Consider the following 25,996-nt stretch of genomic DNA (forward strand, 5'->3'; position numbering starts at 1 on the left):
GGCTCGAAGGGAACACTTGTGACACAACCCGCACCTCTCACCGGAATCAAGGTACTCGACCTCACGAGGATCTTGCCGGGGCCGTTTGCGACGATGATGCTTGCTGACCTAGGCGCCGATGTCGTAAAGGTCGAGCACCCGCGCGGAGGAGACCCTGAGCGATCCAATCCACCGCTCGGCGATGCCGGATCGGTCCGCTTCGGCATGCTCAATCGCCGCAAGCGATCCGTCGCCATCGACTTGAAAGCCGATCGTGGCCGCGAGTTGGTCTTGCGACTTGCAGCGGACGCGGACGTGGTCATCGAAGGCTTCCGTCCCGGCCTGGTGACAGAGCTTGGGATCGGTCCGGATGTCGTGCGCGAGATCAATCCGCGTGTCGTGTACGCGTCGCTATCAGGCTACGGCCAAACTGGGCCCTACGCTGCTCTCCCGGGCCACGACATCAATTACATGGCGCTCTCGGGTCTCTTGCGCTATTTCGGGACTTCGGATCAGCCAAGGATCCCTTGGCTCCCGATCGCCGACATAGGTGGTGGTGCGACCATGGCTGTGAGCGGGATCCTGGCTGCGTTGATAGGCCGCAATAGTTCTGGCGTCGGCGACTACCTGGACCTCAGTATGGCTGAGGGAGCCCTCTACTGGCAGCAGACGCGGGCGCAGTGGTGGATAGGAACCGGGCAGGAGCCACTCCCTAACGGGCTCCCGGTCACGGGTGCGCTGCCGGGATACGGAATCTATGCGACCGCCGACGAGGACTGGCTGAGTCTGGGGTGCATGGAACCCGTGTTCTGGGAGAGACTGTGCGCCCTGCTCAATATGGAAGACGACATCCCTCGGCAGCATGATCACGACGCTTTCGGCGAGCTGGATGCCCGGCTCCGAGAGCGGATTCGGGGGCGGACCGTGGGGCAGTGGTTCGAGGTGATGCAGGCGAAAGGGATCCCCGCTGCGCCACTGCTAACCATTGGTGATGCGCTGACGAATGAACACTTCGCCGCCCGCGGTCTTCTTGGTGGAAGTGCCCCCGAGGACGCGGTGCGATCGCCGTTCGTCTTCACCGATGCGGAGCGACCGAGGAACGCGGCTGCCCCTGCGCTGGGAGAGGACACCGATGGCGTCCTCCGTGACGTGGGAGTCTCGGCTGAGGAGCTGATTGCGTTGCGTGAAGCCGGAGTGGTGCGATGACGACCAAACCGAGACTCGGAACAGGATTTGGCCCCGGAACGCTCGGCTTTCCGCGGGCCGAGGAAGTGTTGACGTTCGGTCAACGCGCGGACGAAATCGGATTCGATCATTTCTGGGTCAACGACCATGTGTCGTGGACTCACCCCCTTTTCGATCCGGCCGTCCTCCTCTCAGCAGTCGCGGCCCGTACCTCACGTATCGAGCTCGCAACGGGCGTGTACCTGCTTCCCTTGAGGTCGCCAACTATCACAGCTCGCGCTTTCGCGAGCCTGGACTATCTCAGTGGCGGGCGCGCTCTCCTCGGAGTTGGAATTGGAGGCGAGTTCGACGCGGACTTCGCAGCGGCGGGGATACCTATCGGAGAACGAGCGGGACGTACGGACGCGACCGTCCAAGTTTTGAAGGAGCTATGGCGTGGCGAGCCGACAAGCCTGCACGACAACTACTTCGACTTCGATGACGTGCAGGTCCTGCCGCGTCCGGTGTCGGGTACAGTGCCGATCATCATCGGGGGCCGATCTGATGCCGCCCTCAAACGCGCGGCCCGACTCGCCGATGGCTGGATGCCCTACCTGATGAGTCCAGATCGAGTGCAATCGGGCATCCGACGGTTACGTGAGCTCGCGCCGTCACGCCAGCTCCGGGTCGTTGCGCATGTGTTCGCATGCTTTGGTTCGGACGTCGCATCTGCCGAGGAGAGAGCGACCGCATACCTCTCGGCGCAGTACCACCGCGACATGTCAGGGACAGTCAGCAAATGCGTGCCGTGCGGTCCGGTCGAGGTCATCGCCGAACGACTTCGGGACTACGCGCTGGACGGTGTCACCGATGTTGTCCTGCGACCACTACACGAACCGGGGGATCTGGTGTCCTCGCTCGAGAATCACTCCGCAGAGGTTCTGCGGATCTGGCGGCAAGAAGGTGGAGGTCAATGGTGACCGCAAACGAAACAGGGCCGCTCCGCGGTGTCCGGGTCCTCGCGATCGAGAACTTCCTGTCGGGTCCGTACGGCAGCATGCTGCTCGCGGACTTCGGCGCAGAAGTAATCAAAGTCGAACCCCCGGAGGGAGACGGCTATCGCAGGGCGACACCGAACTACGAAACCGCGGAGGGGCGGATGAGCTACAGCTTCTTGCGGATCAACCGCAACAAGCACAGCGTGGTTCTCGACCTGAAGTCTGCGGAAGGGAAGGAGGCATTCCTCCGACTGGTCGATGAAGCCGATGTCGTATGGGAAAACTTGCGACCGGGCGCCATGGACAGGCTCGGCCTCGGGTGGAGTCAGTTGCGGGAGCGCAATCCACGGTTGGTCTACGCGAGCATCTCAGGATTCGGACACGGTGACGTCCTCCCGCGGGGCCCCTACGCCGACCTTCCCGCGTTCGACATCGTTGCCCAGGCTATGAGCGGAATGATGACGCGCGTCGGAGAGGCGGGGCAGCCTCCGCTCTATCTGGGCGCCCCTGTCGCGGATCAGCTCGCAGGAGTGATGGCAGCGTTCGGTGTCGTGCTCGCCTTGCGAGGCGTCGATGCCACCGGAGAAGGGCAGCACGTCGACATCGCCATGTACGACGTGATGGTGGCGCTGAATGAACAGTCCGTCGGACACTACGCTCACTTCGGAGTCATTCCCGAGCGCGGCCTCAGTCCTACTTCGGCGCCCTATGGCGCCTTTCGCGCAAAAGACGGATGGTTTGCGGTCGGGATCGCGAGCGATTGGATCTGGGCGAGATTCTGCGTGGCCATCGAGCGGCCCGACCTAGTTGCCGCCGAGGGCCTACGAACCGGCATGGAGCGGTCCTCCAATCAGGACCTCGTGCTTCGCCCTCTCATCGAGGAATGGGCCTCGGCGCTAACCCCGGTGGAGGCGGCTAGCGTTCTGACGGCTGCGGGGGTTCCTGCCGCCCCTGTCCAGGATGTAGCCGATCTCTTCTCCGACCCACAGGTCGCGGCGCGCGAGATGCTCGCAACACTTCATGATCCCGTGGTCGGTGAGCTGAAAGTGGCAGGCAACCCGGTGAAGCTCGGTGGCCATCCACATATCCCGACGCGTACGGCGCCGCAACTCGGGGCTGATCAGCAGCTACTGGAAGGGACCCGAGAACGTGCTCCGCGGGCGACCGTCTAGTGTCAAGAGACTCGACCTTCCCCGAGCCGGGGCGGCGCAGGTCGAGCGGTGGGCCGCTGCTCATATCCGCCCTGTCGCTAGCGATGGCCACGGGAGCCACGGCTACCTACTCATTCTCGACACTTTCACCGTTCCTCACCGAAAGTTTGGGGATCTCGACCTCCGGGATCGGCCTGATTCTCAGCGGGCTATATGTCGTAGCCGCCACGTCAAGCGGAGCGATCGGTCGCCTCGCGGATCGCTGGGACCCGGTGCGCGTCATCGTCGTGGGCGCCCTGTGCTCATTGCTGGCGAGCATCGCCCTTGCGAGCACTTTCGGTTGGCCCGGTTTGGTGGTCACCTTGCTTCTCGGTGGATTGGCGATGGCGGCGTCGAATCCGGGCAGCAATGGCATGATCGCTCACAGGATTCCACCCGGGTCACGGGCATTCGCGACCGGAATCAAGCAGTCGGGAGCAACAGGCGCGGGACTCGTTCTGGCCTTTGCACTCCCGCCTCTTGCCGTGTTGGCGGGGTGGCACATCGCCGCACTCGCTGCGGGCGCAATTCCCATCCTGGCGATCGTCACCGTCATCGCGCTTCGCGCAGCGCCTCCCAAGGAACTCTCACCGGATCGCCATCCGGAGTCAGAGGTAGTGAACTCACGCTGGCTCGGCTGGCTAGCCGCCTATGCCCTTCTCCTCGGCGTCGCAACCGGCGTGTGCAACGGCTTCTACGTGCTGTACTCGACCGAGAGGCTGGGCTTCTCGGCGATCACCGGTGGGGCGGTCTTCGGTGTATTCGCGCTCGCTTCCGTGATGGCGAGAGTCGTATGGGCGAGGCTGAGCGAGAGGGGCGTCCGTCCCGCGGTGCTTCTCCAACTGATCGCGGGGCTCGGCGCGTGCTCTGCTGTGATGTGTGTGCTCGCACTCATCTACCCGTGGATGATCTGGGCTTCGGCTGCGGTGGGCGGAGCGACCATCGTGGGCTGGAATGCGCTCGGGATGGTCACGATCATGCAGAACGTTCCGCGTCGCTCCGTCGGCGTGTCGGCGGCCAGGATGCTGCGCGGATTCTTCATCGGGCTCGCGGTCGGACCATTCCTGTTCGGCTCGATCGTGCAAGCCACGACCTACAGCGTGGGCTGGGTTCTCCAGGGGGTCGTCCTCGTTCTCGCCGTCGTAGCGGCGATGATCTTCGGTCGATCGCTCTCCAGCGCGACGCGATCGTCGGACGATTCGGGAGGTCCGGATGACAACGTGGATTGACCCCGCCTACGGCGTGGTGCCATGGAAATGGGGGCCAGCAGAGGTCCGTCGATACGCCCTGGCGGTTGGTGCGCCCGCTTCACCGGTTGATTCTGCGGACCTCCGTCTGGTCACGACCGAACAACCGGAGGTTCTGCCAACGCTTGCGATGCTGCTCGCCGATGCCCACAGCCTTCGCTATGTGCCGCTTCCTGGACTCGACTACTCACCCGCTGATGTGATCTATGCGGGTCACGAACTCGAGCTCCTTCGCCCCCTCGCTCACGAGGAAAGCGGCACGAGCACATCGCGTCTCCTATCGGTCGGTGACATTCGCACGGGTGTTCTTGTGCGACGCGAAACGGTGAGCGTCGATCGTCGTGGTGTCCCTCTCGCGCGCAATATTGTGACGAGCGTCATACGGGGGGCGCGATGCGGGCAACCTCATGTGCCGGCCGATCCTGAAGCACCTGCTGCCATCGAGATTGGCGATACGAGAATCGACGTTCAGACACTGCCGCAGCAGGCGCTCCTCTATGCCCAGACCGGAGACGACAACCCGCTCCACTGGGACCCCGCGATTGCTCGCGCCGCCGGTTTCGAACGCCCTATCCTTCATGGGCTGTGTACGGCGGCGATCGTCGCGCGGTCGGTGCTGGATGTCATGACGGACCATGCCTGGTCGTCGTTACGGCGATTGTCAGTCAGATTTAGATCACCCGTTCTCCCAGGAGACACGCTCCAGGTCCGGATCGGCGGTAGCGGCGACCACCTCTCATTCAACGCTCAGGTCGGCGAGCGTTTGGTCTTGAGCGATGGAGTCCTCGATCTTGGTTGGGAGAGCCGATGAACGTGGAAGCGACCGTCAAGTCCACGGAGCTCGCCGACGGCATCATCGAGATCGCGCTCAACCGTCCCGAGCGCCGAAACGCGCTCACGCTCGACATGCTTGAAGAGCTCGGCCGTGCCCTCGACGTCGCTGTGGGTGAGCGCGGCGCCCGCGTCGTGCTGCTCACTGGAGAGGGCCCCGATTTCTGCGCGGGTGCTGATCTGTCGGCTGTGCACAACCCCGACTCCCGGACGGTGGGGGAAGCGGGTCTGGGCGGTTCGAGAGTCTGGGACCGCTTCGGGGAGGTCCCCGTGCCCGTCATAGCGGTCGTCCGCGGTCATGCGATGACAGGCGGCTTTCACCTCGCACTCTGCTGCGACCTCATCATTGCGGCGGAGACCGCGATCTTCCAGGACACCCACGCCCGCTTCGGTCTCGTGCCCGGTTCCGGGGAGCCTCAGCGGTACTCACGCAGACTCGGTATCGCGCTCGCGCGCGAAATGCTCTACACGAGCGAACCCCTGTCGGGGGTGCGCGCTGCTGAACTGGGTATCGCTTGCCGTGCTGTGCCGGCAGATCAGCTGACGGCAGAGACCATGGAACTGGCAAGACGCATCGCGTCGAATAGCGCGCGCGCCATCTCCTACATCAAACAGATGCTCAACTCGGGGTTCGGCCGACCCTACGGTGAGGCGCAATGGGACGACGATCGCCTCAATCATCGCGGGCGCCTCAACCTCGTGCCGGACGCCGACCGAGACGAGCGCCTGCGCCGGTTCGCGGCGAGGAAGGTCGCCTCGAAATGACGCTCGCTCCTCTCGAACTCGGTGGCGACCTTGCACAGTTGCGAGCGGCCGCGCGATCCTTTGCTGAGCGGGAGATCCTGCCCCGCGTAGAGGTTGCCGAGCGAGACCAGAAGTTCCCGCGCGAGCTGTTCGCGCTCGCGGGGCGGCACGGCTTTCTCGGCACGCACTATCCCGCGGAGGTCGGTGGAGGCGGTGGTGGCCTCTCCGCAGCGATGGTCGTCCGCGAGGAGTTCTCATACGTATCGGTCGGGCTCTCTTCAGGGCTCGGTCATCAGGACCACGTGGGCACCGCGTACCTCCACCGATTCGGCTCCCCCGCAGGTCACGAGCGCTGGTTGGTGCCGGCGCTTGCTGGTGAGTTCGTAATCGCTATGGCTATCACTGAGCCGGACGGTGGCTCGGACGTGCGCAATATGCGAACTGTCGCTGAGCGGACGGACGACGGCTGGATAATCAGGGGCCGCAAGACCTTCATCACCAACGGCCCGCTCGCCGATGCGATTGCAGTGACGGCGCGGGTCGGTGCCTCGGGCAACTACGGCGTCTTCTTGGTGATGCGCGAGGATGAGGGTTACGCCTGCGAGCGCACACTTCACAAACTAGGTTGCCGATCCTCCGAGGTCGGTGAACTTGTGTTCGACAACGTGCGCATACCCGACAACCGTCGGCTGTCCCCGGCAGGTGGGGGCACGCTCGCCGACATCCTCGGAGTGCTTGTCATCGGACGGGCACTGGTAGCAGCCTCGGCGTTGGGGGCAGCGCGGCGGGCGATCGACTTGGGGATGGCTTACGCGCGTACCCGCCACACATTCGGCAAGCCGATTGGATCGCATCAAGAGATTTCGATGAAGCTCGCAGAGTCGAGCGCTCGGCTACGTGCGGCCGAGTTGCTCGCGTACCACGCGGCCGATATGTACTCCCGTACCGGGGTGATACCGGTCCTGGAATGCTCGCAGGCGAAACTCGTCGCCGCCGAGACCGCGGTCGATGTCATCGACCAGATGCTGCGCGTTTTCGGAGGAGCCGGCTATATGGAGGACTCGGAGATTGAACGCCTCTACCGAGACGTCCGCTTCTTCACCATCGTGGAGGGGACGGCGGAGATCCAACACCGGATCATCGCGCAAGAACTTCACATCCTGGACGGCGCACGATGAGTTCGATCGTGACAACGCTCAGCCTCGCCCCGCCCCGCTCGTTCCGACTCGACGGGCGCACGGCGCTGATCACGGGCGCTAGCCGCAATATCGGCCTGGCGATCGCCACCGCGTTCGCGCACGCCGGCGCGGACCTCGTTCTTGTCGCGCGTGAGCGCGAACGCCTCGAACGGGTAGCGGCGGCGCTCTCGTCGACGACCGGCGCGAAGGTCTGCACCGTCGCGGCGGATGTCGCCACAGAGTCCGGGCTTTCGAAGATCTTCGATGCGATTCCCGTCACGTCCGTCGATGTCCTGGTCAACAACGCTCACACCCTCGGAGTGAGTCGAGGCGACCACCTCATCGATGCCGGTGACGGTCAATGGCACGAGGTCATGAGCACCAATCTCCTCGCACCATTCCGGCTCATTCGCAAGATCGCGCCGGGCATGATGCAACGTCGGGGCGGGTCGATCATCAATCTGATGTCAGGCTCGGGCCTCCAACCGTCGCCGGGGCTCGGCGCGTACGGCGCCAGCAAGGCTGCGCTGTGGATGATGACACGCACTCTCGCGGGTGAGCTCGCGCCACACATTCGCGTCAACGCGCTCTGCCCTGGACTCGTGAGCGAAGACGGCGAGCCGCGGAACGACGCTCAGCACCAGCTGCTCGCATCGGTGCCGATGGGGCGCATTGCCGATCCCAATGAGATCGCTGGGGCGGCGCTGTATCTCGCCTCACCTGACTCCAGTTACACCACCGGCTCACTCATCGTTGTTAACGGCGGACGAACCTGGTGAACACGGAAGAAATCGTCAACCCAAAGGAGGAGGCATGAAGATCCTGGTTCTGGTGAAAGAGGTACCTGACACGTGGGGGGATCGCGAGCTGAACCTCGAGACCGGGCTAGCAGCTCGGGGGGCGTCCGAATCGGTGCTGGATGAGATCGGCGAGCGGGCACTAGAGGTTGCACTCTCGTACGCAGACGAACACGCCGACACGGAGGTTGTCGTCGTTTCGGTAGCTCCCGAGTCTGCCGCCGCGACCATTCGCAAGGGTCTCGCCATGGGAGCCGCATCGGCAGTGCACGTCGTGGACGATGCGCTCATTGGCGCGGACCTCGGGCTCACCTCTCAAGTGCTTGCGGCCGCGATCGAGAAGACAGGCTTCGATCTCGTCATCGCGGGGAACCAGTCGACCGACGGGGTTGGGGGGGGGTTATCCCGGCAATGATTGCCGAGCGTCTCGGAGTCGCGCAGGCGACGGCGCTCTCGTCTCTCAGCATTTCGCCCGATCAAGTCTCCGGTGTCCGTGCCTCTGATGCCGGATCCATGGAGGTCTCGGTGGCGTTACCCGCAGTCATCTCGATTACGGAGGCGCTCCCAGACGCACGATTTCCAAACTTCAAGGGGATCATGGCGGCTAAGAAGAAGCAGCTTGAGATTCTTTCCCTCGCGGATCTCGACGTCGATGCCGGCGATGTTGCGGGACGGTCGATTCTCATCGCGGTCGCGGAGAAGCCGCCCCGCGAAGCGGGATTGAAGATCGTCGACGAAGGTGACGCCGGAGAGCAGCTTGCGGAGTTCCTCGTCAAGAACCGACTGATCTGAGGGAGTGACGATGTCGAACGAAGTCTTGGTTCTGGTGGACGTGCTCCCCTCCGGGGAGGTCGCGAAGTCGGCCGCCGGGCTACTGGGCGCAGCGGCGGGAATAGGCTCGCCGGTCGCGGTGATTGTGTCGAGCGAGGATCGTCTTGGCGGTGCATCGTCGGAGGCTGCCCGCCTCGGTGCGACGCGCGTGTTGACGGTTGCCTCGGATGGTAGCGAGCTGACTGTGCCCATCGTCGATGCTCTGGAAGTCGCCGTGACGACGATCGGGGCAGACGCTGTGCTCGTGTCGAACTCGATAGAGGGTCGGGACGCGGCAGGGCGCGTGGCTGCGCGTCTAGGCCTCGGTCTCGCGGTCGATGCCGTCGGTGTTTCCCGGGACGATGAGGGCGTCGTAGCGCACCACTCCGTCTATGGCGGTGCCTACAATACGTCTTCCGCCGTCACCTCGGGTCCGCTGGTGATAACCGTGCGTCAAGGTGCCATCGAAGCTCGCGCAGAACAGGTGCCACTCAACGCGGCTCCTCTTAATGTCGCCCCATCCGGCAAACCTGCTGCCAGGATCGACAGCTTCAAGGCCGCGGTCGCGCAGTCTTCCAGGCCAGAGCTTCGTGGTGCCTCCAGAGTTGTTTCCGGAGGCCGCGGACTCGGGTCTCAAGAAAAGTTTGCCCTTGTTGAAGAGCTCGCGGACGCTCTCGGAGCGGCTGTGGGGGCATCGCGCGCAGCCGTTGACGCCGGCTACATTCCGTACGCCGCACAGGTCGGTCAAACCGGCGTATCCGTGTCGCCCCAATTGTATGTCGCACTAGGCATATCGGGTGCGATCCAGCACCGCGCCGGGATGCAGACCGCGAAAACGATCGTCGCGATCAATAGGGACGCGGACGCACCGATCTTCGAGATCGCGGACTTCGGTGTCGTCGGAGATCTCTTCGAGGTCGTTCCGCAACTGATTTCCGCGATTGAGGCCCGACGGAAGTAGAGGCTGAAGGAACCCATGAGCCACTCACCCATCCGAAGCGGACTCCCGCGCACTATCAGCGGCTCGCCGTGGCCGGGAGTCGGTTCGAGTCCTATCGAACCTGCTGCGCGAGCGGCGGCGCGGGAGGAGGCGGTCAGCTCCGAAGTGGTAGGGGAGGACGGCGAGCGGAGCAGCCCCAAGCTCTCACCCGCCCGAAAGCGCCGAGGACTGCCACGCATTGAGAGCGGAAAGCCGTGGCCTTCCGGCGACTCTGCGGACGATGCGTCGGCCTCCGGTACCCAGGGTATCGATTCGCCCACCCCGCCGTTGCGACGAGCGGAGGGCGTAGGTGACACACCAACCGAGTCTGCGACCGGAATGGCGCCCCGACGAGGGCTTCCTCGCACTCCCGGCGGCGAGGCATGGCCGGCCGACGATGCTGTGGTCGCTCCGTTCGGTGAGTCTCCCCGCGCCGAAGCCCCGTTGAGCACCGTCCCCGCGGCATCGACGGAAGGCGCCGCAGCGCCCGTTGCCTCGGCGCCGCCGACAAGCGATGGCGCAGCCGTGACGTCGCGGAAACCGCTGAGCATGCATCGCTCCGCCTGGCCAGGGAGGGCTGCTTCCGCGCCGCGGGACCCACGCGCCCAAGCGCGGCGCTACGGACCCTTCACGATCCGGCAGTGGGTGGGGGTCGCACTCGTGGGCGGCCTTGGCCTCGTCTTCGCCGCGGGGATGGCTGTTCTGGCGGTTCGATGGTTCCTCTCGCTGGATGTGATGCGAGAGTGGCTGGCTGCCTACCCGGGTGAGTACCACCTGCCGGACGGGGCGCCGGTCGGTTTTCCGGCGTGGCTCGGTTGGCAGCACTTCCTCAACACCTTCTTCATGCTGCTCATCATCCGTTCCGGGCTGCAGGTTCGGCGCGAGACGCGGCCGGGAGCCTACTGGACTCCCCGCTGGAACAGAGATCGCAAGATCAGCTTGAGCCTGTGGTTCCACCAGTCGTTGGACATCTTGTGGCTACTGAACGGGGTCCTGTTCATCGCCCTGCTGTTCATCTCGGGCCAGTGGATGCGCATCGTCCCCACATCGTGGGAGGTTGTTCCGAACGCGGTCAGCGCACTTCTGCAATACATCTCGCTTGACTGGCCCACCGAGAACGGATGGGTCAACTACAACGCTCTCCAGCAGATCGCGTATTTCGTGACCGTCTTCGTCGCAGCGCCACTGGCCGTCTTGTCGGGCATAAGAATGTCGGGTATATGGCCGAAGAACGCGAAGGCGCTCAGCCGGGCATACCCCGTCGAGTGGGCACGTGCCGTCCACTATCCGACCATGGTCTATTTCGTGGTCTTCATAGTGATCCACGTGTTCCTTGTGCTCGCGACCGGGGCTCTTCGCAACCTGAATCACATGTACGCGATGCAGGGTTCCGGCGATCCTGACGCCTATGCCGACAATTGGGCTGGCTTCTGGTTCTTCGCTGCATCTCTGGCCGTCTTGGCTGGCGCTTGGGTTGCGGCACGTCCTGTCGTTCTCGCACCGATCGCCAGGTTGTTCGGCACGGTTTCCGGACGGTAGTGAGGAGAAGCGCGTGCTGGCCGTCGCTGTACTGCGAACCCTTCTCGCCGTCGTCGAGAAGGGGTCATTTGTAGCCGCCGCGAGAGCGGTCGGGTATAGCACCGCGCAGGTCTCGCGTCAGATGAACCAGTTACAGGATCGCGTCGGGGCACAGCTTTTTGTGCGGGATGGCCGCGTGCTAAGAGCAACGAATAAGGGCATCTTGCTGGCTGAGCAGGCTCGCGCCGTCGTACGTGCCGCTGAGGAATTCGATGAGTGCGCGAGACGAGTCGGGGCGACGAATCCGCCCACCGTCCCCCACCACTTGCCGACTCTGCAGGGGTCGACGAAAGCGGGATACTAGTAACATACTTACTTGTACCAACCAATGAAAGGAACATGCAATGGTGCTGGGCAACGAGGAAGTCGACTACGCGTCGGCCTACGAACACCTGTTGGTCGACGTCAACGACCGAGTAGCGACCGTGACGATCAATCGACCGGAGCAGTACAACTCCGTCAACCATCGGCTGCATCAAGAATTGGTCGAGATCTGGCGCGACCTGGGGCGTGATCCCCGAGTGAATGTGATCGTCGTCACCGGTGCAGGAGAAAAAGCATTCTCGGCGGGCGCGGACCTCAACATGCTGAAACATCGCATGTCGTTGACCAACGAGGACCGCTACGTAGACACGGTGACGTGGGAGGCGCGGGATCTCGTCTATGGGATGGTGAATTGCGACAAAGTGATCATCTCGGCTATCAACGGGGCCGCAGTGGGCGCCGGACTAGCGGTCGCAATCATGTCCGACATCTCTATCATCGCCGACGATGCCCGGTTGGGTGATGGACACGTGAAGCTCGGGGTGGCGGCCGGCGATCACAGTGCGATGATCTGGCCGCTCTTGTGCGGCCTGTCTCGAGCGAAGTACTACCTCCTTACGGGGGAGATGTTGGACGGCAAGAAGGCGGCTGAGATCGGGCTTGTTACTCAGGCGGTGCCGCGCGCGGACGTGGTGTCCACGGCGAGCGATCTGGCACGACGGCTTGCCGACGGATCGCAGCAAGCGCTCTCCCTTTCCAAGCGTGCGCTGAATCAATGGCTCCGGCTCGGCGGCTTGACGGCGTTCGACTACTCACTCGCAGTTGAGAAGATGGGCTTCTTCTCACCGGACGCGCAGGAGGGCGTGACAGCGATGCGGGAGAAGCGTGCTGCGGTGTTCCCGAGTGCGTCTGCTGAACCTGCTGCTCACTGAGCGGCGAAAAAGCGACTGCCCCTCCTCCGTTTGTCGGGGGAGGGGCAGTCGCTTATGCGCGTCAACTTGCGGCGGCGGAGATCCCCACACCGAGGAAGTCGAACCGGTGTGCGGTCAGTGGCGCCTGGTATCCGACGACATCCGGCTGGAAGGCCACGATGATGGACGGCGCAGCAACGGGGATCATCCGAGCATCCTCCATGATGTTCGCCGAGGTTTCGTGCAGCACCTCGGTCCGCGCTTGTGTGTCGGTCTCCGAACGCGCCTCGTCCAGGAGGGCGGTCAACTCTGGCGTTGCCGTTCGGGCAGGGTTGTTCAGACCGTCTGGGCCGACCAGGTTATCGAGGGTGATCGACGGATCGGCGCGGCCCCCCCCACGGCGTGAAGTACATGGGAACGGTTTTTTGGTAATAGAACTCGTCGAGCAGCGTCGGACCGTCGAGCGGGATGATGTTTCCTTGGATTCCGACGTCAGCGAGCATCGCAGCGATGGCCTCTGTCGCCTGCACGCGGAACGGCTGGTTGTTTGTGTAGAAGTCGAACGAGAATCCGTCGGGGTACCCGGCGTCGGCGAGGAGTTCTCGCGCTCGCTCCGGGTCGTACGGATACATCTCTTCGAGTTCTGGATCGAAAGCGAAGTAGTCACTTCGCGGGAACGGCTGCCACGCCACCGTCCCAATGCCGCGGTACACACCCTCAACGATCGCCTCGCGGTCGATCGCGTACTCGATGGCCATACGAACCTGCGGGTCGTCGAAAGGCGCGATCGCGATGTTGAGTCCCAAGTGATCGACGGCGATCGGCGTGTCGGTCTGGACGGTGAGAGACGAATCGGCCTCTGCGAGGGTCACCTGCCCAGGTACGAGTCGCGCCATGTCGATTTCGCCGGATCGGAGCGCGTTCAGTCGGGTGTCATCGTCGGCGATCGTCCGTATCACCAGGGTTTCAACCTCGACCGCATCGGGATCCCAGTAGTCGTGGTAGCGAGTGACCGTCAGCTCATCACCCGGAGAGTAGTTGCTCACCTCCCAGCCGCCGGCGCCGACCATCGTCGTCGCGAGATTGGTGCCATCGTCGAACGCGGCAGGCGAGATCATCATGCCGGCGCGGTCGCCGAAGGTCGCGGGCACGGATGCGTCCGGCCCAGCTAGTTGGTACACGACGGTGAGATCATCAACCGCCTCGGCCGATTCCACCGATGCGATGTCACTTTGGATGGCTGACGTCGGCAAGGTCTTCGCGCGTTCGAAGTTCGCGACGACGGCGTCGGCGTTCAAGTCGGTTCCATCATGGAAGGTGAGGTCGGGGCGTAGCTGGACGGTGAACTCCGTGTCGGTGAGATCCCACGACTCCGCGAGGCCAGGCGCGAGTGTGCCGTCGGGGTTGTAGTGCAAGAGCGTGTCGTATGCCGGAAGTAGCCACGGAAGGTCCTGGGCGGATGTGCCAGCGTAGGGGTCCAAGCTTGTTGGGGGTTCATTGAACCCGAAGGTGAGAGTGGCGTCGCGGTTGACGTCTGCTGCCCCTTCGGTGGGAGCGTTCTCCACGTCTTGGCCGCTGCAGCCAACGATTGCGAGAACGACGGCGGTCGTGAGGACCGCTGCCGCGGTCACGCGAGCTGTCCGAGCTTGTGCTGTCATGCTGACTCTCCTCGTCATTGAGAATGTGTTGCTTCTTGTGATTGCCGTATACGCAACGGTCGTTAGAGTTGACCGGTATACCTTTTTCCTATTGTTCGCTTCTACCTCGTCTAATCCAGCACCGTTGCCGGATGCGAAACAGTTCAGGCGGGCCACGCGGGAAGGAAGGCACTCATGCGCGTATACGAGCGCGTCGCGGAAGCGTACGCAGAGCGCGGCGGCGAAGGCTTCTTCGGACTGCTCGGTGAAGGAAACATTAAGCTGTGCACGACGCTGAAGGAAGCACACGGGATGACCATGCGCACCGCTAGGCATGAGCAGGGTGCTGTGGCGATGGCCGATGGATACTCTCGAGCCAGCCGACGCGCCTCACTCGCTGCCGTGACTGCCGGGCCAGGTCTGGTGAATGCCGGGGTTTCGATCGCGTCGGCGGCGCGCGCGGGCTCACCTGTCCTCGTGTTCGCGGGCGACGCCCCGCGCGGTGACGATGGTCACTTTCAGGCGATGGATCAGGGATCGTGGGCCGCAGGCCTTGGTGTCCCCTTCGTCGCGGTCAACGATCCGTCGGATCTGGAGCCCGCGCTTGAACTCGTCTTCGCCACCCTTGAGCTCGGCAGCGCTGTCATCCTCAGTATCCCGATGGATGTGCAGGACCTCGAGGTTGTGACGGGAGCGACCGCCGACCCTCATCCGCGCCCGATGATGGCGTTTCCGTCACGAGAAGAGATCTCCTGGGCCGCGCATCTCATCGCGACATCTGAACGTCCGCTTCTGCTCGTTGGTGGTGGAGGTCTTCATGCTGCTGCTGTGGTGGGCGAGCTTGCGCACCGCGTGGGGATGCCCATGGCGACCACATTGCGCGGAATCGGTCTGCTGCACGACGACCCCCTGATGTTGGGTGTGTGCGGGGGGTTCGATACCGGCCCTGTCGCTGCGGCGATCCGGGAGTCTGACCTTCTCATCGCCGTCGGTACCTCCTTGTCGAGGTATACGACGAAGCAAGGGGCGCTGACACGCGATCGAGACATCCTTCGCATCGATGTGCGTCATCCTGTACGAACGCAGGAACGGGAGGCCTTTCTCACAGGTGATAGTGCTGCCGTGGTGGGCGCGATCGTCGAAGAACTCCGGGAGAGCCGCATCGATCGGGGTGCCGATCATGCGAGGGAACGAATCGTCGCAGCGCAGCGTGAGGAGTACACCTATGACCCGGTGGACGGTGGGTCCGGTATTGACCCGCGGTCTGCGCTCCGGGCTATCGACCGAGCGATAGGGCACCCTCGCCACGTCTCGCTCGATGGCGGGCACTTCACGACCTTCGCGGCGGGGATGATGTCGTGGCACGACCCGAGCGAGATGCTCTTCGGCCTCGACTTCGGAGCGATCGGTCAGGGCTTGTTACTCGCCTTAGGGGCGGCCGCCTCGGTAATCGATGACGGCAGGGAGGCGCGGGTCGTCGCCATCGTCGGTGATGGTGGCTTTCTCATGAACCTCCAGGAGCTCGAGACCGCGGTGCGACTCGAGGTCCCCCTCACAGTTGTCGTGCTCAACGACGAAGCTTACGGTCAAGAGGTTCACATGCTTGAGATGTACGGACTCGATCCTGCGTTCGCACGCATTTCCACCCCCGATCTGGCGGCGGTCGCGCGCGCCCTGGGCGCGGCAGGTGCGCGCGTGGAGACGCTCGACGATCTGGAGGCTGCGCTGGAGGAGCAGGCCGCAGAACCAGTCAGGCTCCTCGATGTCCGGATCGACGGGTCGGTTCGGAACTGGAGAGTTGAGGAGATGCTCCGCGGTCACGCTGTGGGGACGGCGCGTTGACTCCGTGTCGCACGCGAGCCGATCCCGCTGTCTCGAGGTCGCTACGGGGCTGGCGAATCACGACTGCCGCCACGACGACCGCGCACAAAGTAAAAACGGCGGCGAACGCCATTGCGGCGTCGTACCCGGCGGTGAGGGCCTGAACATCCGTTCCTTGGCCACCTGCGATAGAGGTTGCGACGCCCGCAATCACCGCAAGGCCAGTCGCCCCTCCAATCTGTTGCGACGTCGTCACCAGCCCCGAGGCCGTGCCAGCCAGATCGGGGGGCAGCCCTCCCGTCGATACCGCATAGACCGGTGAGAACGTCAGACCGTACCCCACGGCCATGACCAGCAACCCTGGAAGTACGGAAACGACGTAGGAGCCCTCCGGAGGTAGGAAGCACAGCCACATCATTCCTGTGACGACCAGCGCCGGGCCCAGGATCAAGAATCGGCGAAATCCGTATCGGGCGATGAGACGTCCCATTTGTGCGGCTACCAGACCCAGAACAACGGGAAAGGGTGCGAAGGCCAGGCCGGTCTGGAGGGGGCTCCACCCCTGCACGGTCTGCATCCACAAGGTCAGTACGAAGAAGAAGCTGAGGTTACCGGCATAGACGGCCGCCATGATCGCATTGCCGCCGCTCACGTTCCTCACCGCGAAGATGGAGAGGTTGATGAGTGGATCGGCGGCGTGGCGCTCCCTGAGGACGAAAGCTCCGATGCAGATGGCCGCCCCGATCCAACTGCTTATGACCGCGGGATGTGCCCACCCCCACATCGGAGCTTCGCTGAGCCCGAAGACGATGGCGGCAACTCCTACCGTGATCGTTGAAGCACCCAGAAGGTCGAGGCGTGGTCGGGAAGTTGTCGGTGGATCCGCCGGTACGACGGCAGCCTTCCGCGAGATCTTCTGCGCTGCCACGACCGCCCTCGCGCGAGACCAGGCGCTGCCGTATCTCCGAAAGAAGTACGCCCACTACGGCTCATGGGGCCAAGACGACGGTCATCCCGCCGACGATGGACGGTCGTGGGACGCAGACGCGCCGGACTCACACCACTTCATCTTGGGCGACCCGGAGTACTGCCGGGCCGAACTCGCTCGATTCCGCGAGGCCGTCGGGGTGGACGAGTACATCCTTCGCACCGAATGGCCCGACATGCCCCACGAACTCGCGCTCTCGTCCCTCGATCTCCTGTCCCGAGAGGTGGTGCCGAACCTATGAGAATCCGCGGAGCCGTCCGGAATCGCATGCCAGCACGCCCCCTTACGAGCAGTCGCGCCCGCTCCGGCTCGTCGAGCTCGACCTCGACCGCCCGGGCCGCGACGAGATCCTCGTCTGTATCGAGGCGGCAGGTCTCTGCCATTCCGACCTGTCTGTCATCAACGGCGATCGTCCTCGCCCGGTCCCCATGCTTCTGGGACACGAAGCGGCCGGTCGCGTGATGGAACTCGGCGCCGGAGTCGACGACCTCGCCGTGGGCGACCGCGTCGTCCTCACCTTCCTTCCACGCTGCGGCGATTGCGCCGGGTGCGTCAGCAACGGCAGGACTCCCTGCGCGAAAGGCAGCGCAGCCAACAACGCCGGCACGCTTCTCTCAGGAGAAAGACGCCTCTCTCGAGAGAGCGGTGCCGTGCACCACCACCTCGGTGCCTCGGCGTTCGCCACCGCGGCGGTTGTCGACCGGCGATCCGTCGTCCGCGTCGATTCGGACGTACCCGCCGACATCGCCGCCCTTCTCGGCTGCGCGATCCTGACGGGAGGCGGAGCGGTTCTCAATGTCGCGCCGCCCGCTCCGGGGTCGCGTGTGTTCGTCGTCGGTCTCGGCGGAGTGGGGATGGCAGCGCTCCTGGTCGCTCTCGCGCTCCCCGACGTGAGCGTCACGGGTGTCGACCCGGATGACCGCAAGCGGGAGACGGCGCGCCGCCTCGGCGCGATGGCTGCCCATCCGGACGAGGCACGTGAGCTCGATCGTGCAGACCTGGTGATCGAGGCTGCGGGAGCCGGGCCTGCCTTCGAGACCGCTGTCTCTTTGACCGCCCCGGGGGGCACGACGGTAGCGGTGGGGCTCCCCCACCCCGACGTGCGCGTTCCGGTGAGCCCTCTCGCGCTCGTCGCAGAGGGGCGGCACATCGTCGGAAGCTACCTCGGATCTGCGGTTCCCGAGCGCGACATTCCGACGTATGTCGCCATGTGGCGTCAGGGACGCCTTCCCGTCGAGGAACTCATCTCTGCCCGGATCCCGCTCAGCGCGATCAATCGCGGGATGGACGACCTCGCCGCGGGCAGGGCGATACGTCAAGTCATCGATGTGACCACGTAAGGAGAGCTCTCATGACGGATGAGTCCAGCGGGGCGCGTAAGCCCCGGGAGGAGGGTCGCAAGGTTGCGCCCGGGCACGAGAGTCGCCGCACCGAAGACGTGCGCGAAGTCGCCTCGATCATGGTCACCGACTCCGATCCCGAGCGTCCCGAGATCCCCGAGCCCGCCCCGCAGCTGCGGCGCGTCGTCGCCGTCTTCGAGGGAATCACGGTGATCGCACTGGTCGGGATCCTGCTGATCCAGTTCGTGCAGATCGCCGGGCGATCCTTCGGCATCCAAGTCCCGCCCTGGACGTACGAGGTGTCGCGGCTGACCCTGCTGTGGCTGGTCTGCATCGGCGCCTTCGTGAGTTACTACCACGGCACGAGTCTCTCGGTTCCCGGCCGGTGGCGTCCCCGCACGATCTCCTACGAAGCCCTTGCGTTGCTCGTGTCCGGCATCCTCTTGTGGGCCGGCGTGAGATTCCTCGAGGTTCAGGGGTGGGAGGTCTCGGCCGCGTCGCTCTTGGGCGTCCCCACCGCGGTTGGGTACGTATCCGTACTGGTCTTCGCCGGCGGAATCGCGGTCGTCTCCACGACACGCATCGTCGGCCTCATCGTCCGGAGGGCACGCGCATGATCTTCCTCATCATCAGCCTCGCGCTCATGATCGTCCTGATCGTCATCGGTTTCGACGTGGCGCTCGCAATGATCGGCAGCACGCTCGCCTACTTCACTCTGCGGCTGATCTTCCTGGGTCCGAACCAGTTCACCGTCGTGCCGCAGCTCATGGCCGACCAGTTGCGCGCCGATTCGCTGGTCTCTGTGCCGCTGTTCATCCTGATGGGCGCTCTCATGACGGTGAGCGGCATCACTACCACCCTCGTCCGACTCCTCCTGATCCCCTTCGCCCGCACGCGCGGACCGCTCGGATACGTCAACGTGGCCGCGAACCTCGGAATGTCCGGCATGTCGGGCTCGTCAGTCGCAGACGCCGCAGCGACGAGCATGGTGCTCATCCGCCCGATGGTCAAGACCGGGTGGAAGCCCGCCGAAGCCGGAGCGTTGACGGCCGCCGCTGCGACCATCGGCCCGATCACGCCGCCCAGCATTCCTCTGGTGCTCATCGGCGGGCTCGCGTCACTGTCGATCGGACAGCTGTTCCTTGCGGGAATCGTCCCGGGCATCGCAATCGCGCTCGGCCTCATGGTCTGGGTCTACATCAGTTCGCGAAAGCGGCCGAAGGTCGATCCGAGAGAGGTCTTCGTCACCGCACGCACGAGCGCCACCCGCTCGGTGATGCAGGCGATCGTGGCGCTCGCCACCCCCCTCGTCGTGGTCGGCGGTCTTGTCACGGGAATCACGACGACGACCGAATCCGCCGCGATCGGATGCCTCGTCTCCCTCATCGCATTGTTCACGGTCTTCCGCCCACCGAGCTTTGCCGCGTTCCTCGAGGCGTTTCGGGAGGCCGCACTCAGCACCGCCGCGATCCTAATCACCCTGGCGGGAAGCGCTGGCATCAGCTGGATGCTTGCGATCGAAGGCGTCGGCGAGCAATTGGGCGACGGCCTGGAAGCGTTGTCGTTCTCGACCCTGCTGCTATGGCTCGTGATCATCGCCGGTTTGCTAATCCTCGGTCTGGTGCTCGAAGCGATCCCGGTGATCTTCATCCTTGCGCCCATCGTGTATCCGATTCTGCCGACGCTCGGCATCGACGCCATCCACTTCAGCATCGTGATGACGGTGGTGCTCATGATCGGTGCCTCTCACCGCCCGTCGGACTCAATCTCTTCGCCGTGTCGCGGACGGGAGGTGTGCCTCTGGACGGACTCCTGCGCGCCTCGTGGCCCTATGTGGCGGTCCTCACTGTGGTCGCGGTAATCCTCGCCCTCGTTCCTCAGATCTCGCTCTGGCTCCCCAACCTGCTCTTCCCCACTCCCTAAGGCCCGGCACCCGGCCGGGCACATCACTGGAAAGGAAAACCATGCGTTCAACGATGAAGTTGCTGGCCGCTTTCGGAGGCGTCGCGACACTGGCCGTGGTGGCCTCGGGTTGCGCCGGCGGCGAGACATCCTCGGCTGCCGCAGGAGACTGCGCCCCTGTCACACTGGAAGTCGCAGACTCTGCGCCCGACCAGGCCTGGGAGGACAACCTCGACGGCTGGTCGCAGCGCGTGAGCGACGGCACGGACGGCCGCATCACCGTGCGGATCATTCCCGGCGGTCAACTCGGCGGAGAGCTCGAGATGGTCGCGCAGGTCAAGCAGGGCAACCTTGCCATGACTCAGGTCGGCGCACCGGGCTTCACCGAGTTCACGCCCCTCTTCACCGCGTATCTCTTCGACGACGACAAGGTGATGGATTTCGCCACCAGCTACATCATGCAGAGTTGGAAGGATGCGATCCTCGAACGGGAGGGCATCCGCGTCCTCGCCGTCGAGTACGCCCCACCGCGGTGGATCACCTCGCAGACACCCATCGAATCCCCCGCCGATCTGTCTGGTCTGAAGATCCGCGTCCCCGAGATCCCGTCGCTGGTGGAAGCGTTCGAAGCGCTCGGTGCGACGCCGCTCGCGCTGCCGTGGCCCGACACCTACTACGCGCTTCAGACCGGCGCCGCAGACGGCCAGGAGAACTCCGCGGCAGTCACCGACAGCGGCAAGATCTACGAGGTTCAGGATTACCTCGCGAAGACCGACCACGCCCAGAACTTCCGCTATCTCCTCATCAACGAAGACACCTTCCAGGGCATCTGCGAAGGGGATCGCGAGGTGCTCGAGGGCGAGATTCCGCAGCTCGTCGCCGACCAGGAGGCCCAGCTGCGCGCCGAGAGTGACGAGTTGGTCCAGGGCTGGATCGACAGCGGCGCACTGCAGGTGACCGAACCTGACATCTCAGAGTTCGTCGAGATGGTCGGCGACGCGGGAAGCGATGTCGCCGAGGAGGCGTGGGTCCCCGGCGTCCTGGAGGAGATCCGGGCGGAGTACGGGCCCAACAGCTGACGAGTCGACGCACTCGACGGGCAACGTACGAGAAACGGGAGTGCGTTGCCCGTCTTCGCCGGGTGACACGGCATGACGCGATGCTCGATGGAGGCACGCACGTCGTTGGTGCGAGGTCCCTTTCATCCTGGATCAAGCCGGAGGCAAGTCAGTGAAGGAGGGCGAGATGATCGCGGACATCGATGCGCTGCGCAGTCTCGTAGCGGTCGTCGATAGCGGGTCGATCGGGGCAGCTGCGCGTGATCGCGGATTCAGTTCGGCCGCGATCTCGCGACAGCTCGCGCGACTCAACGGGCGACTCGGGATTCGTCTCTTCGACCGTGAGGGGCGTGGTATCCGTCCGCGGAGGATCGCCATCGAACTTGCGGATGAGGCTCGGACTATGCTGGCCCAGATAAGCCGCTTCGATAGGACGGTGCGGACGCTAACGTGCGCTTTCGTCGAGGATCACCCGTATCAGGAGGTAGACCGCATGAATGAACGTGAGAGGGATCTCCTTGCGGGAGTGCCGGATCGTCTGTACGTCGGTGGTGAGTGGGTTGAGGCCTCTGAGGGGCGCACTCTCGTGGTCCGCGATCCTGCGACCGGCGAAGTCGTCAAGGAGATCGCCAATGCCTCGCCGGCCGATGGGATGGCGGCCTTGGATGCAGCCGTGGAGGCGTTCCCGGTGTGGGCTGCCACTCCGGCTCGCGAGCGGGCCGAGATATTGCGGCGCGCGTTCGATCTGCTGATCGAACGCAAGGAGGAGTTCGCTCTGCTGATGACCATCGAGATGGGCAAGCCTCTCGCCGAAGCTCGAGGCGAGGTCGCCTATGGTGCGGAGTTCGTTCGGTGGTTCAGCGAAGAGACCGTGCGGGTGCAGGGTCGGTATGGTCCCAACCCGGAGGGGACCGGGCGGATGATCGTCTCGCAGCATCCGGTCGGTCCATGCTTCCTGGTGACGCCGTGGAACTTTCCGCTGGCCATGGCGACCCGCAAGATCGCCCCGGCGCTCGCGGCGGGGTGCACGGTGGTGATCAAACCGGCCGAGCTCGCTCCGCTGACGACTCTGTATTTCGCGAAGCTCCTCGAGGATGCCGGCGTGCCGGCAGGGGTAGTCAACGTGTTCACCACGTCGACATCGGCGGCGGTGTCCGAGCCGATCATCCGTGACCCGAGGCTCCGGAAGCTGTCCTTCACCGGTTCGACGCCGGTCGGGCAGCGGCTGCTCGAGCAGGCCGCATCCGGTGTGCTGCGCACGTCGATGGAGCTGGGCGGCAACGCGCCGTTCGTCGTGTTCGACGATGCCGATCTCGACAAGGCCGTCGATGGCGCCATCGCGGCCAAGTTCCGCAACATCGGGCAGGCGTGCACGGCCGCGAATCGGTTCATCGTGCATCGCGACGTCGTAGATGAGTTCTCACGGCGGGTCACCGAGCGGGTTCAGGCGATGAAGGTCGGCCGGGGCACGGAAGAGGGCGTCTCGATCGGCCCTCTCATCGATGACCGGGCTGTTGCCAAGGCTGCATCCCTGGTGCAGGACGCGGTCTCCCGCGGCGCGCGCGTGACCACGGGTGGCTCGGTGATAGAGAGCGCCGGGACCTTCTATGCCCCCACGGTGGTCGCCGATGTCCGCGAGGGCAGCGACATCCTGCGCGAAGAGATCTTCGGGCCCGTTCTCGCGATCATTCCTTTCGACTCGGAGGAGGACGCGGTCCGCATCGCCAACGACACGGAGTACGGACTGGTGTCGTATGTGTTCACCGAGAGCCTCTCGCGCGGGCAGCGCATGATCGAGCGGCTGGAGACGGGGATGATGGGGTTGAACGTGGGCGTGGTCTCCAACGCCGCTGCTCCGTTCGGGGGGTGGAAGATGTCCGGCCTTGGGCGAGAAGGCGGGGCAGAAGGTATCCACGAATACCTCCAGACCAAATACACGCTCACTCCCGTGCCCTGAGTCGCATGACAGCCACGTGGTCGGGCTGCGGGTAACGGCGTGGGTAAACCCGACGACATCGCGGACACCACGAGGTGCGTCTCCGAAACCTGCCGACCATCGGAACGACGGCGAAAGATCCTCGAAGTCGGTCCCTGAAATCGGATCCGGCAATAGTTCAAATCCCACCGTCACCGCCATGCGCAAGGCCTCGATATCCGCAGAATCACGCGGGAATCGGGGCCTTCGCCATTCGCCAATCGGCACGGTGACGGGCGCGCCCGAGACCGTCGACAGATACGGCCGCCTCGACGTGCTGGTGAACAACGCGGCAGCGCCGCAGGGCGATGATCGGGCAGACATCGAAGAGGTGCCGGTGTCGACATTCGACCGGGTCGTTGCCATCAACCTTCGCGGGACATACCTCATGTGTCTAGCTGCGGTCCCCGTGATGCGTCGACAGCGCTATGGGCGGATCATCAACATTGAGTCGATGGCCGGCGTCGAAGGCGGGGCTCCCGCTGACTCCGCGCCGGAGACGAAGGGCGTGACCGTCAGCACGATGTGAGGATCAGGTGGACGGTGTCGGCGAGACGCCCTGCTGGTGGTTATCGCGTTCACGCTCTGGCGGCGTAGATCCCGCGCGGATGCCGACGCGGTTCCGGGCACGGTGGCGGCGGGTTTCTACGGGGTGATGGGCGGATTCACGACGATGGTCGCCAACGCCGCTGGACCCGTGATGTCGATGTACTTCCTCGCCGCTCGGCTTCCGGTTCACGTGTTTCTCGGCACTGCGGCGCGGTTTTTTGCGGCCGTGAATGTCGCGAAGGTTCCGTTCTCGATCGGCCTCGGGCTCATCACACCGCAAGGCCTGCTGATCGATCTGATCCTCGTGCCCGCGGTCGTCCTCGGTGCGCTCGTGGGCCGCCAGATCGCATCCGCCATCAGCCAACGCGTGTTCGAGTACCTGGTGATCGCCCTCACGATCATCGGAGCCGTATACCTGCTCATCTGATGCATAGTCATGGACGGGGAACATGCCGTGCCGGTGTGGCATCCGCGTCGAACTCGCGTGACAGATTGTCGATCGGTCGGTCCTGACCGGTGACCTAACCTGACGACATGGCAGAACTCGACCTCCCGACCATCCCTCACTGGATCGACGGCGCACCGACGGCGTCTAGATCCGGGCGCACGGCACCGGTCTTCAACCCCGCCACCGGCGTGGTCGCGGCTAACGTCGCGCTGGCCGACCAGACGGAAACTGACGCTGCCATTGCATCAGCGCGACGTGGCTTCGAAGAATGGTCGACGTGGTCGGTCGCCAAGCGGCAGGGCGTGCTCTTCGCCTTCCGTGAATTGCTCAACGCGCGAAAGCCGGAGCTGGCGGCGATCATCACCGCCGAGCACGGCAAAGTGCTCCCCGACGCGATGGGTGAAATCCTTCGCGGCCAGGAAGTCGTGGAACTTGCCACCGGCTTCCCGCACCTGATCAAGGGCGCCTACTCAGAGAACGCTTCCAGCGGAATCGACGTCTACTCCCTCAAGCAGCCGCTGGGCGTCGTCGGCATCATCAGCCCCTTCAACTTCCCCGCGATGGTCCCGCTGTGGTTCGCCCCCGTCGCCATCGCAGCGGGCAACGCCGTCGTCCTCAAGCCCAGCGAGAAGGATCCGTCGGCCGCGCTCTGGCTCGCAGGGTTGTGGAAGGAAGCGGGCCTGCCCGATGGCGCGTTCACCGTCCTGCAGGGTGACAAGCTCGCTGTCGACGGGCTCCTGAACTCGCCGGTGGTCGAGTCGATCAGCTTCGTCGGCTCGACGCCGATCGCGCAGTACATCTACGAGACCGCCGCCCGCAACGGCAAGCGCGTTCAAGCGCTGGGTGGCGCCAAGAACCACATGCTCGTACTGCCGGATGCCGATCTCGACCTCGTCGCCGACCAGGCTGTCAACGCCGGCTACGGCGCCGCGGGCGAGCGGTGCATGGCCATCAGCGTGGTCCTCGCGGTAGAGCCGGTCGCCGATGAGCTCATCGCGAAGATCTCGGATCGCATCGCGAAGCTCACCGTCGGCAACGGAGCGCAGACCGGAGACGCCGAACCCGACATGGGGCCGCTCATCAGCGACCAGCACCGCCAGAAGGTGGCTGGGTACGTCGACATCGCCGAGGCTGATGGCGCGACGATCGTCGTTGACGGCCGCTCGCTGGTCGTCGACGGTCACGAGGACGGGTTCTTCTTCGGACCGACCCTCATCGATGGCCTTCCCACCACCAGCCGCGCCTACACGGAAGAGATCTTCGGTCCCGTCCTGTCGATCGTGCGGGTCGAGAGCTTCGATGAGGGAGTCGCGCTGATCAACTCGGGCGAGTTCGGAAACGGGACCGCCATCTTCACGAACGACGGTGGCGCCGCCCGGCGATTCCAGAGCGAAGTCCAGGTCGGCATGATCGGCATCAACGTGCCGATCCCCGTGCCGGTCGCGTACCACTCGTTCGGCGGATGGAAGAAGTCGCTGTTCGGTGATGCCAAGGCTTACGGCGTTCACGGGTTCGACTTCTTCACGCGCGAGAAGGCGGTCACCGCGCGATGGCTCGACCCGGCTACCCACGGCGGGATCAACCTGGGCTTCCCGCAGAACACCTGAC

Annotated in this window: 23 protein-coding genes and 3 pseudogenes; 23 read left to right on the forward strand and 3 right to left on the reverse strand. The window is 64.4% G+C overall.

Annotated elements, in window-relative coordinates; genetic code table 11:
* Positions 1-18 precede the first annotated feature (18 nt).
* From B4F19_RS02065 to B4F19_RS02120, 13 genes and pseudogenes are all read left to right on the forward strand, one after another.
* Positions 19-1,185 carry a CaiB/BaiF CoA transferase family protein gene (locus tag B4F19_RS02065; protein WP_292732554.1) on the forward strand — a complete coding sequence of 389 codons (1,167 nt, stop codon included), beginning with the start codon at positions 19-21 and terminating at the stop codon, positions 1,183-1,185.
* Entirely contained in the window at positions 1,182-2,123 is a 942-nt protein-coding gene (locus tag B4F19_RS02070; RefSeq protein WP_292732556.1) for an LLM class flavin-dependent oxidoreductase, read from the forward strand. Before B4F19_RS02065 ends, B4F19_RS02070 begins: the two co-directional genes overlap by 4 nt.
* On the forward strand, positions 2,117-3,313 hold the full coding sequence (locus tag B4F19_RS02075; RefSeq protein WP_292732558.1) for a CaiB/BaiF CoA transferase family protein: 1,197 nt from the start codon (positions 2,117-2,119) through the stop codon (positions 3,311-3,313). The genes B4F19_RS02070 and B4F19_RS02075 overlap by 7 nt, the downstream gene beginning before the upstream one ends.
* An 83-nt stretch (positions 3,314-3,396) precedes the next feature.
* Positions 3,397-4,560: an MFS transporter gene (locus B4F19_RS02080; RefSeq protein WP_292732560.1), complete on the forward strand. Its 1,164-nt coding sequence runs from the start codon at positions 3,397-3,399 to the stop codon at positions 4,558-4,560.
* Positions 4,544-5,389 (forward strand): MaoC/PaaZ C-terminal domain-containing protein, encoded by an 846-nt coding sequence (locus tag B4F19_RS02085; protein ID WP_292732562.1) that lies wholly within the window; start codon positions 4,544-4,546, stop codon positions 5,387-5,389. The genes B4F19_RS02080 and B4F19_RS02085 overlap by 17 nt, the downstream gene beginning before the upstream one ends.
* Positions 5,386-6,174: an enoyl-CoA hydratase/isomerase family protein gene (locus B4F19_RS02090; protein WP_292732564.1), complete on the forward strand. Its 789-nt coding sequence runs from the start codon at positions 5,386-5,388 to the stop codon at positions 6,172-6,174. Before B4F19_RS02085 ends, B4F19_RS02090 begins: the two co-directional genes overlap by 4 nt.
* Entirely contained in the window at positions 6,171-7,331 is a 1,161-nt protein-coding gene (locus B4F19_RS02095; protein WP_292732566.1) for an acyl-CoA dehydrogenase family protein, read from the forward strand. The genes B4F19_RS02090 and B4F19_RS02095 overlap by 4 nt, the downstream gene beginning before the upstream one ends.
* Positions 7,328-8,110 carry an SDR family NAD(P)-dependent oxidoreductase gene (locus tag B4F19_RS02100; protein ID WP_292732568.1) on the forward strand — a complete coding sequence of 261 codons (783 nt, stop codon included), beginning with the start codon at positions 7,328-7,330 and terminating at the stop codon, positions 8,108-8,110. The genes B4F19_RS02095 and B4F19_RS02100 overlap by 4 nt, the downstream gene beginning before the upstream one ends.
* Positions 8,111-8,144: 34 nt before the next feature.
* A pseudogene (locus tag B4F19_RS02105) lies at positions 8,145-8,920 on the forward strand (electron transfer flavoprotein subunit beta/FixA family protein).
* 10 nt (positions 8,921-8,930) lie between these two features.
* Positions 8,931-9,899 (forward strand): electron transfer flavoprotein subunit alpha/FixB family protein, encoded by a 969-nt coding sequence (locus B4F19_RS02110; RefSeq protein WP_292732570.1) that lies wholly within the window; start codon positions 8,931-8,933, stop codon positions 9,897-9,899.
* Between the two features lie 678 nt (positions 9,900-10,577).
* On the forward strand, positions 10,578-11,456 hold the full coding sequence (locus tag B4F19_RS02115; protein ID WP_292732572.1) for a cytochrome b/b6 domain-containing protein: 879 nt from the start codon (positions 10,578-10,580) through the stop codon (positions 11,454-11,456).
* A gap of 13 nt (positions 11,457-11,469) precedes the next feature.
* Positions 11,470-11,799 carry a LysR family transcriptional regulator gene (locus B4F19_RS15850; protein ID WP_366767905.1) on the forward strand — a complete coding sequence of 110 codons (330 nt, stop codon included), beginning with the start codon at positions 11,470-11,472 and terminating at the stop codon, positions 11,797-11,799.
* 40 nt (positions 11,800-11,839) lie between these two features.
* Entirely contained in the window at positions 11,840-12,691 is an 852-nt protein-coding gene (locus B4F19_RS02120; protein WP_292732573.1) for an enoyl-CoA hydratase/isomerase family protein, read from the forward strand.
* A gap of 61 nt (positions 12,692-12,752) precedes the next feature.
* On the opposite strand, the gene B4F19_RS02125 is transcribed toward B4F19_RS02120, so the two are convergent.
* Both B4F19_RS02125 and B4F19_RS02130 read right to left on the reverse strand, forming a co-directional pair.
* Positions 12,753-12,977 carry a hypothetical protein gene (locus B4F19_RS02125; protein WP_292732574.1) on the reverse strand — a complete coding sequence of 75 codons (225 nt, stop codon included), beginning with the start codon at positions 12,975-12,977 and terminating at the stop codon, positions 12,753-12,755.
* 52 nt (positions 12,978-13,029) lie between these two features.
* On the reverse strand, positions 13,030-14,328 hold the full coding sequence (locus B4F19_RS02130; protein ID WP_292732575.1) for an ABC transporter substrate-binding protein: 1,299 nt from the start codon (positions 14,326-14,328) through the stop codon (positions 13,030-13,032).
* Positions 14,329-14,502: 174 nt separating this feature from the next.
* Here B4F19_RS02130 and B4F19_RS02135 point away from each other — a divergent pair, with 174 nt between their 5' ends.
* Positions 14,503-16,149 (forward strand): thiamine pyrophosphate-binding protein, encoded by a 1,647-nt coding sequence (locus tag B4F19_RS02135; RefSeq protein WP_292732576.1) that lies wholly within the window; start codon positions 14,503-14,505, stop codon positions 16,147-16,149.
* Here the strand turns inward: B4F19_RS02135 and B4F19_RS15855 are convergent.
* The gene (locus tag B4F19_RS15855; protein ID WP_366767913.1) at positions 16,058-16,885 is read right to left on the reverse strand and encodes an MFS transporter; all 828 of its coding nucleotides are present in this window, start codon (positions 16,883-16,885) and stop codon (positions 16,058-16,060) included. The two genes, B4F19_RS02135 and B4F19_RS15855, sit on opposite strands and share 92 nt — an antisense overlap.
* A 629-nt stretch (positions 16,886-17,514) precedes the next feature.
* Between B4F19_RS15855 and B4F19_RS15785 the strand changes: the two genes are divergently transcribed.
* The 9 genes and pseudogenes from B4F19_RS15785 (at position 17,515) to B4F19_RS02180 (ending at position 25,995) form a co-directional block, all read left to right on the forward strand.
* Positions 17,515-18,456 carry a zinc-binding dehydrogenase gene (locus tag B4F19_RS15785; protein WP_366767915.1) on the forward strand — a complete coding sequence of 314 codons (942 nt, stop codon included), beginning with the start codon at positions 17,515-17,517 and terminating at the stop codon, positions 18,454-18,456.
* 11 nt (positions 18,457-18,467) lie between these two features.
* Complete coding sequence (locus B4F19_RS02150; RefSeq protein WP_292732580.1) at positions 18,468-19,073, forward strand: TRAP transporter small permease; 606 nt, start codon at positions 18,468-18,470, stop codon at positions 19,071-19,073.
* A 68-nt stretch (positions 19,074-19,141) separates the two neighbouring features.
* Positions 19,142-20,379: pseudogene (locus tag B4F19_RS02155) on the forward strand (TRAP transporter large permease).
* A 41-nt stretch (positions 20,380-20,420) separates the two neighbouring features.
* Positions 20,421-21,437, forward strand: coding sequence for a TRAP transporter substrate-binding protein (locus B4F19_RS02160; protein ID WP_292732584.1), 1,017 nt, complete (start codon positions 20,421-20,423; stop codon positions 21,435-21,437).
* Between the two features lie 166 nt (positions 21,438-21,603).
* Positions 21,604-21,768 (forward strand): annotated as a pseudogene (locus B4F19_RS15860) (helix-turn-helix domain-containing protein); the annotation flags it as partial.
* Between the two features lie 141 nt (positions 21,769-21,909).
* Positions 21,910-23,373, forward strand: coding sequence for an NAD-dependent succinate-semialdehyde dehydrogenase (locus tag B4F19_RS02165; RefSeq protein ID WP_292732586.1), 1,464 nt, complete (start codon positions 21,910-21,912; stop codon positions 23,371-23,373).
* A gap of 247 nt (positions 23,374-23,620) precedes the next feature.
* Positions 23,621-23,920 (forward strand): SDR family NAD(P)-dependent oxidoreductase, encoded by a 300-nt coding sequence (locus B4F19_RS02170; RefSeq protein WP_292726873.1) that lies wholly within the window; start codon positions 23,621-23,623, stop codon positions 23,918-23,920.
* A 36-nt stretch (positions 23,921-23,956) separates the two neighbouring features.
* On the forward strand, positions 23,957-24,367 hold the full coding sequence (locus tag B4F19_RS02175; RefSeq protein ID WP_349675939.1) for a TSUP family transporter: 411 nt from the start codon (positions 23,957-23,959) through the stop codon (positions 24,365-24,367).
* A gap of 107 nt (positions 24,368-24,474) precedes the next feature.
* Positions 24,475-25,995, forward strand: a complete 1,521-nt coding sequence (locus tag B4F19_RS02180) for a CoA-acylating methylmalonate-semialdehyde dehydrogenase (protein WP_292732588.1) — start codon at positions 24,475-24,477, stop codon at positions 25,993-25,995.
* Position 25,996 lies beyond the last annotated feature (1 nt).

The sequence above is a fragment of the Microbacterium sp. UBA1097 genome (assembly GCF_002313585.1).
Taxonomy (GTDB): Bacteria; Actinomycetota; Actinomycetes; order Actinomycetales; family Microbacteriaceae; genus Microbacterium.

Bases quoted from the DNA above. Each gene is read 5' to 3' on its own strand.
- B4F19_RS02070 (WP_292732556.1), top strand. From the start codon at position 1,182: ATGACGACCAAACCGAGACTCGGAACAGGATTTGGCCCCGGAACGCTC.
- B4F19_RS02075 (WP_292732558.1), top strand. From the start codon at position 2,117: ATGGTGACCGCAAACGAAACAGGGCCGCTCCGCGGTGTCCGGGTCCTC.
- B4F19_RS02080 (WP_292732560.1), top strand. From the start codon at position 3,397: ATGGCCACGGGAGCCACGGCTACCTACTCATTCTCGACACTTTCACCG.
- B4F19_RS02085 (WP_292732562.1), top strand. From the start codon at position 4,544: ATGACAACGTGGATTGACCCCGCCTACGGCGTGGTGCCATGGAAATGG.
- B4F19_RS02090 (WP_292732564.1), top strand. From the start codon at position 5,386: ATGAACGTGGAAGCGACCGTCAAGTCCACGGAGCTCGCCGACGGCATC.
- B4F19_RS02095 (WP_292732566.1), top strand. From the start codon at position 6,171: ATGACGCTCGCTCCTCTCGAACTCGGTGGCGACCTTGCACAGTTGCGA.
- B4F19_RS02100 (WP_292732568.1), top strand. From the start codon at position 7,328: ATGAGTTCGATCGTGACAACGCTCAGCCTCGCCCCGCCCCGCTCGTTC.
- B4F19_RS02110 (WP_292732570.1), top strand. From the start codon at position 8,931: ATGTCGAACGAAGTCTTGGTTCTGGTGGACGTGCTCCCCTCCGGGGAG.
- B4F19_RS02120 (WP_292732573.1), top strand. From the start codon at position 11,840: ATGGTGCTGGGCAACGAGGAAGTCGACTACGCGTCGGCCTACGAACAC.
- B4F19_RS02130 (WP_292732575.1), bottom strand. From the start codon at position 14,328: ATGACAGCACAAGCTCGGACAGCTCGCGTGACCGCGGCAGCGGTCCTC.
- B4F19_RS02135 (WP_292732576.1), top strand. From the start codon at position 14,503: ATGCGCGTATACGAGCGCGTCGCGGAAGCGTACGCAGAGCGCGGCGGC.
- B4F19_RS02150 (WP_292732580.1), top strand. From the start codon at position 18,468: ATGACGGATGAGTCCAGCGGGGCGCGTAAGCCCCGGGAGGAGGGTCGC.
- B4F19_RS02160 (WP_292732584.1), top strand. From the start codon at position 20,421: ATGCGTTCAACGATGAAGTTGCTGGCCGCTTTCGGAGGCGTCGCGACA.
- B4F19_RS02165 (WP_292732586.1), top strand. From the start codon at position 21,910: ATGAATGAACGTGAGAGGGATCTCCTTGCGGGAGTGCCGGATCGTCTG.
- B4F19_RS02180 (WP_292732588.1), top strand. From the start codon at position 24,475: ATGGCAGAACTCGACCTCCCGACCATCCCTCACTGGATCGACGGCGCA.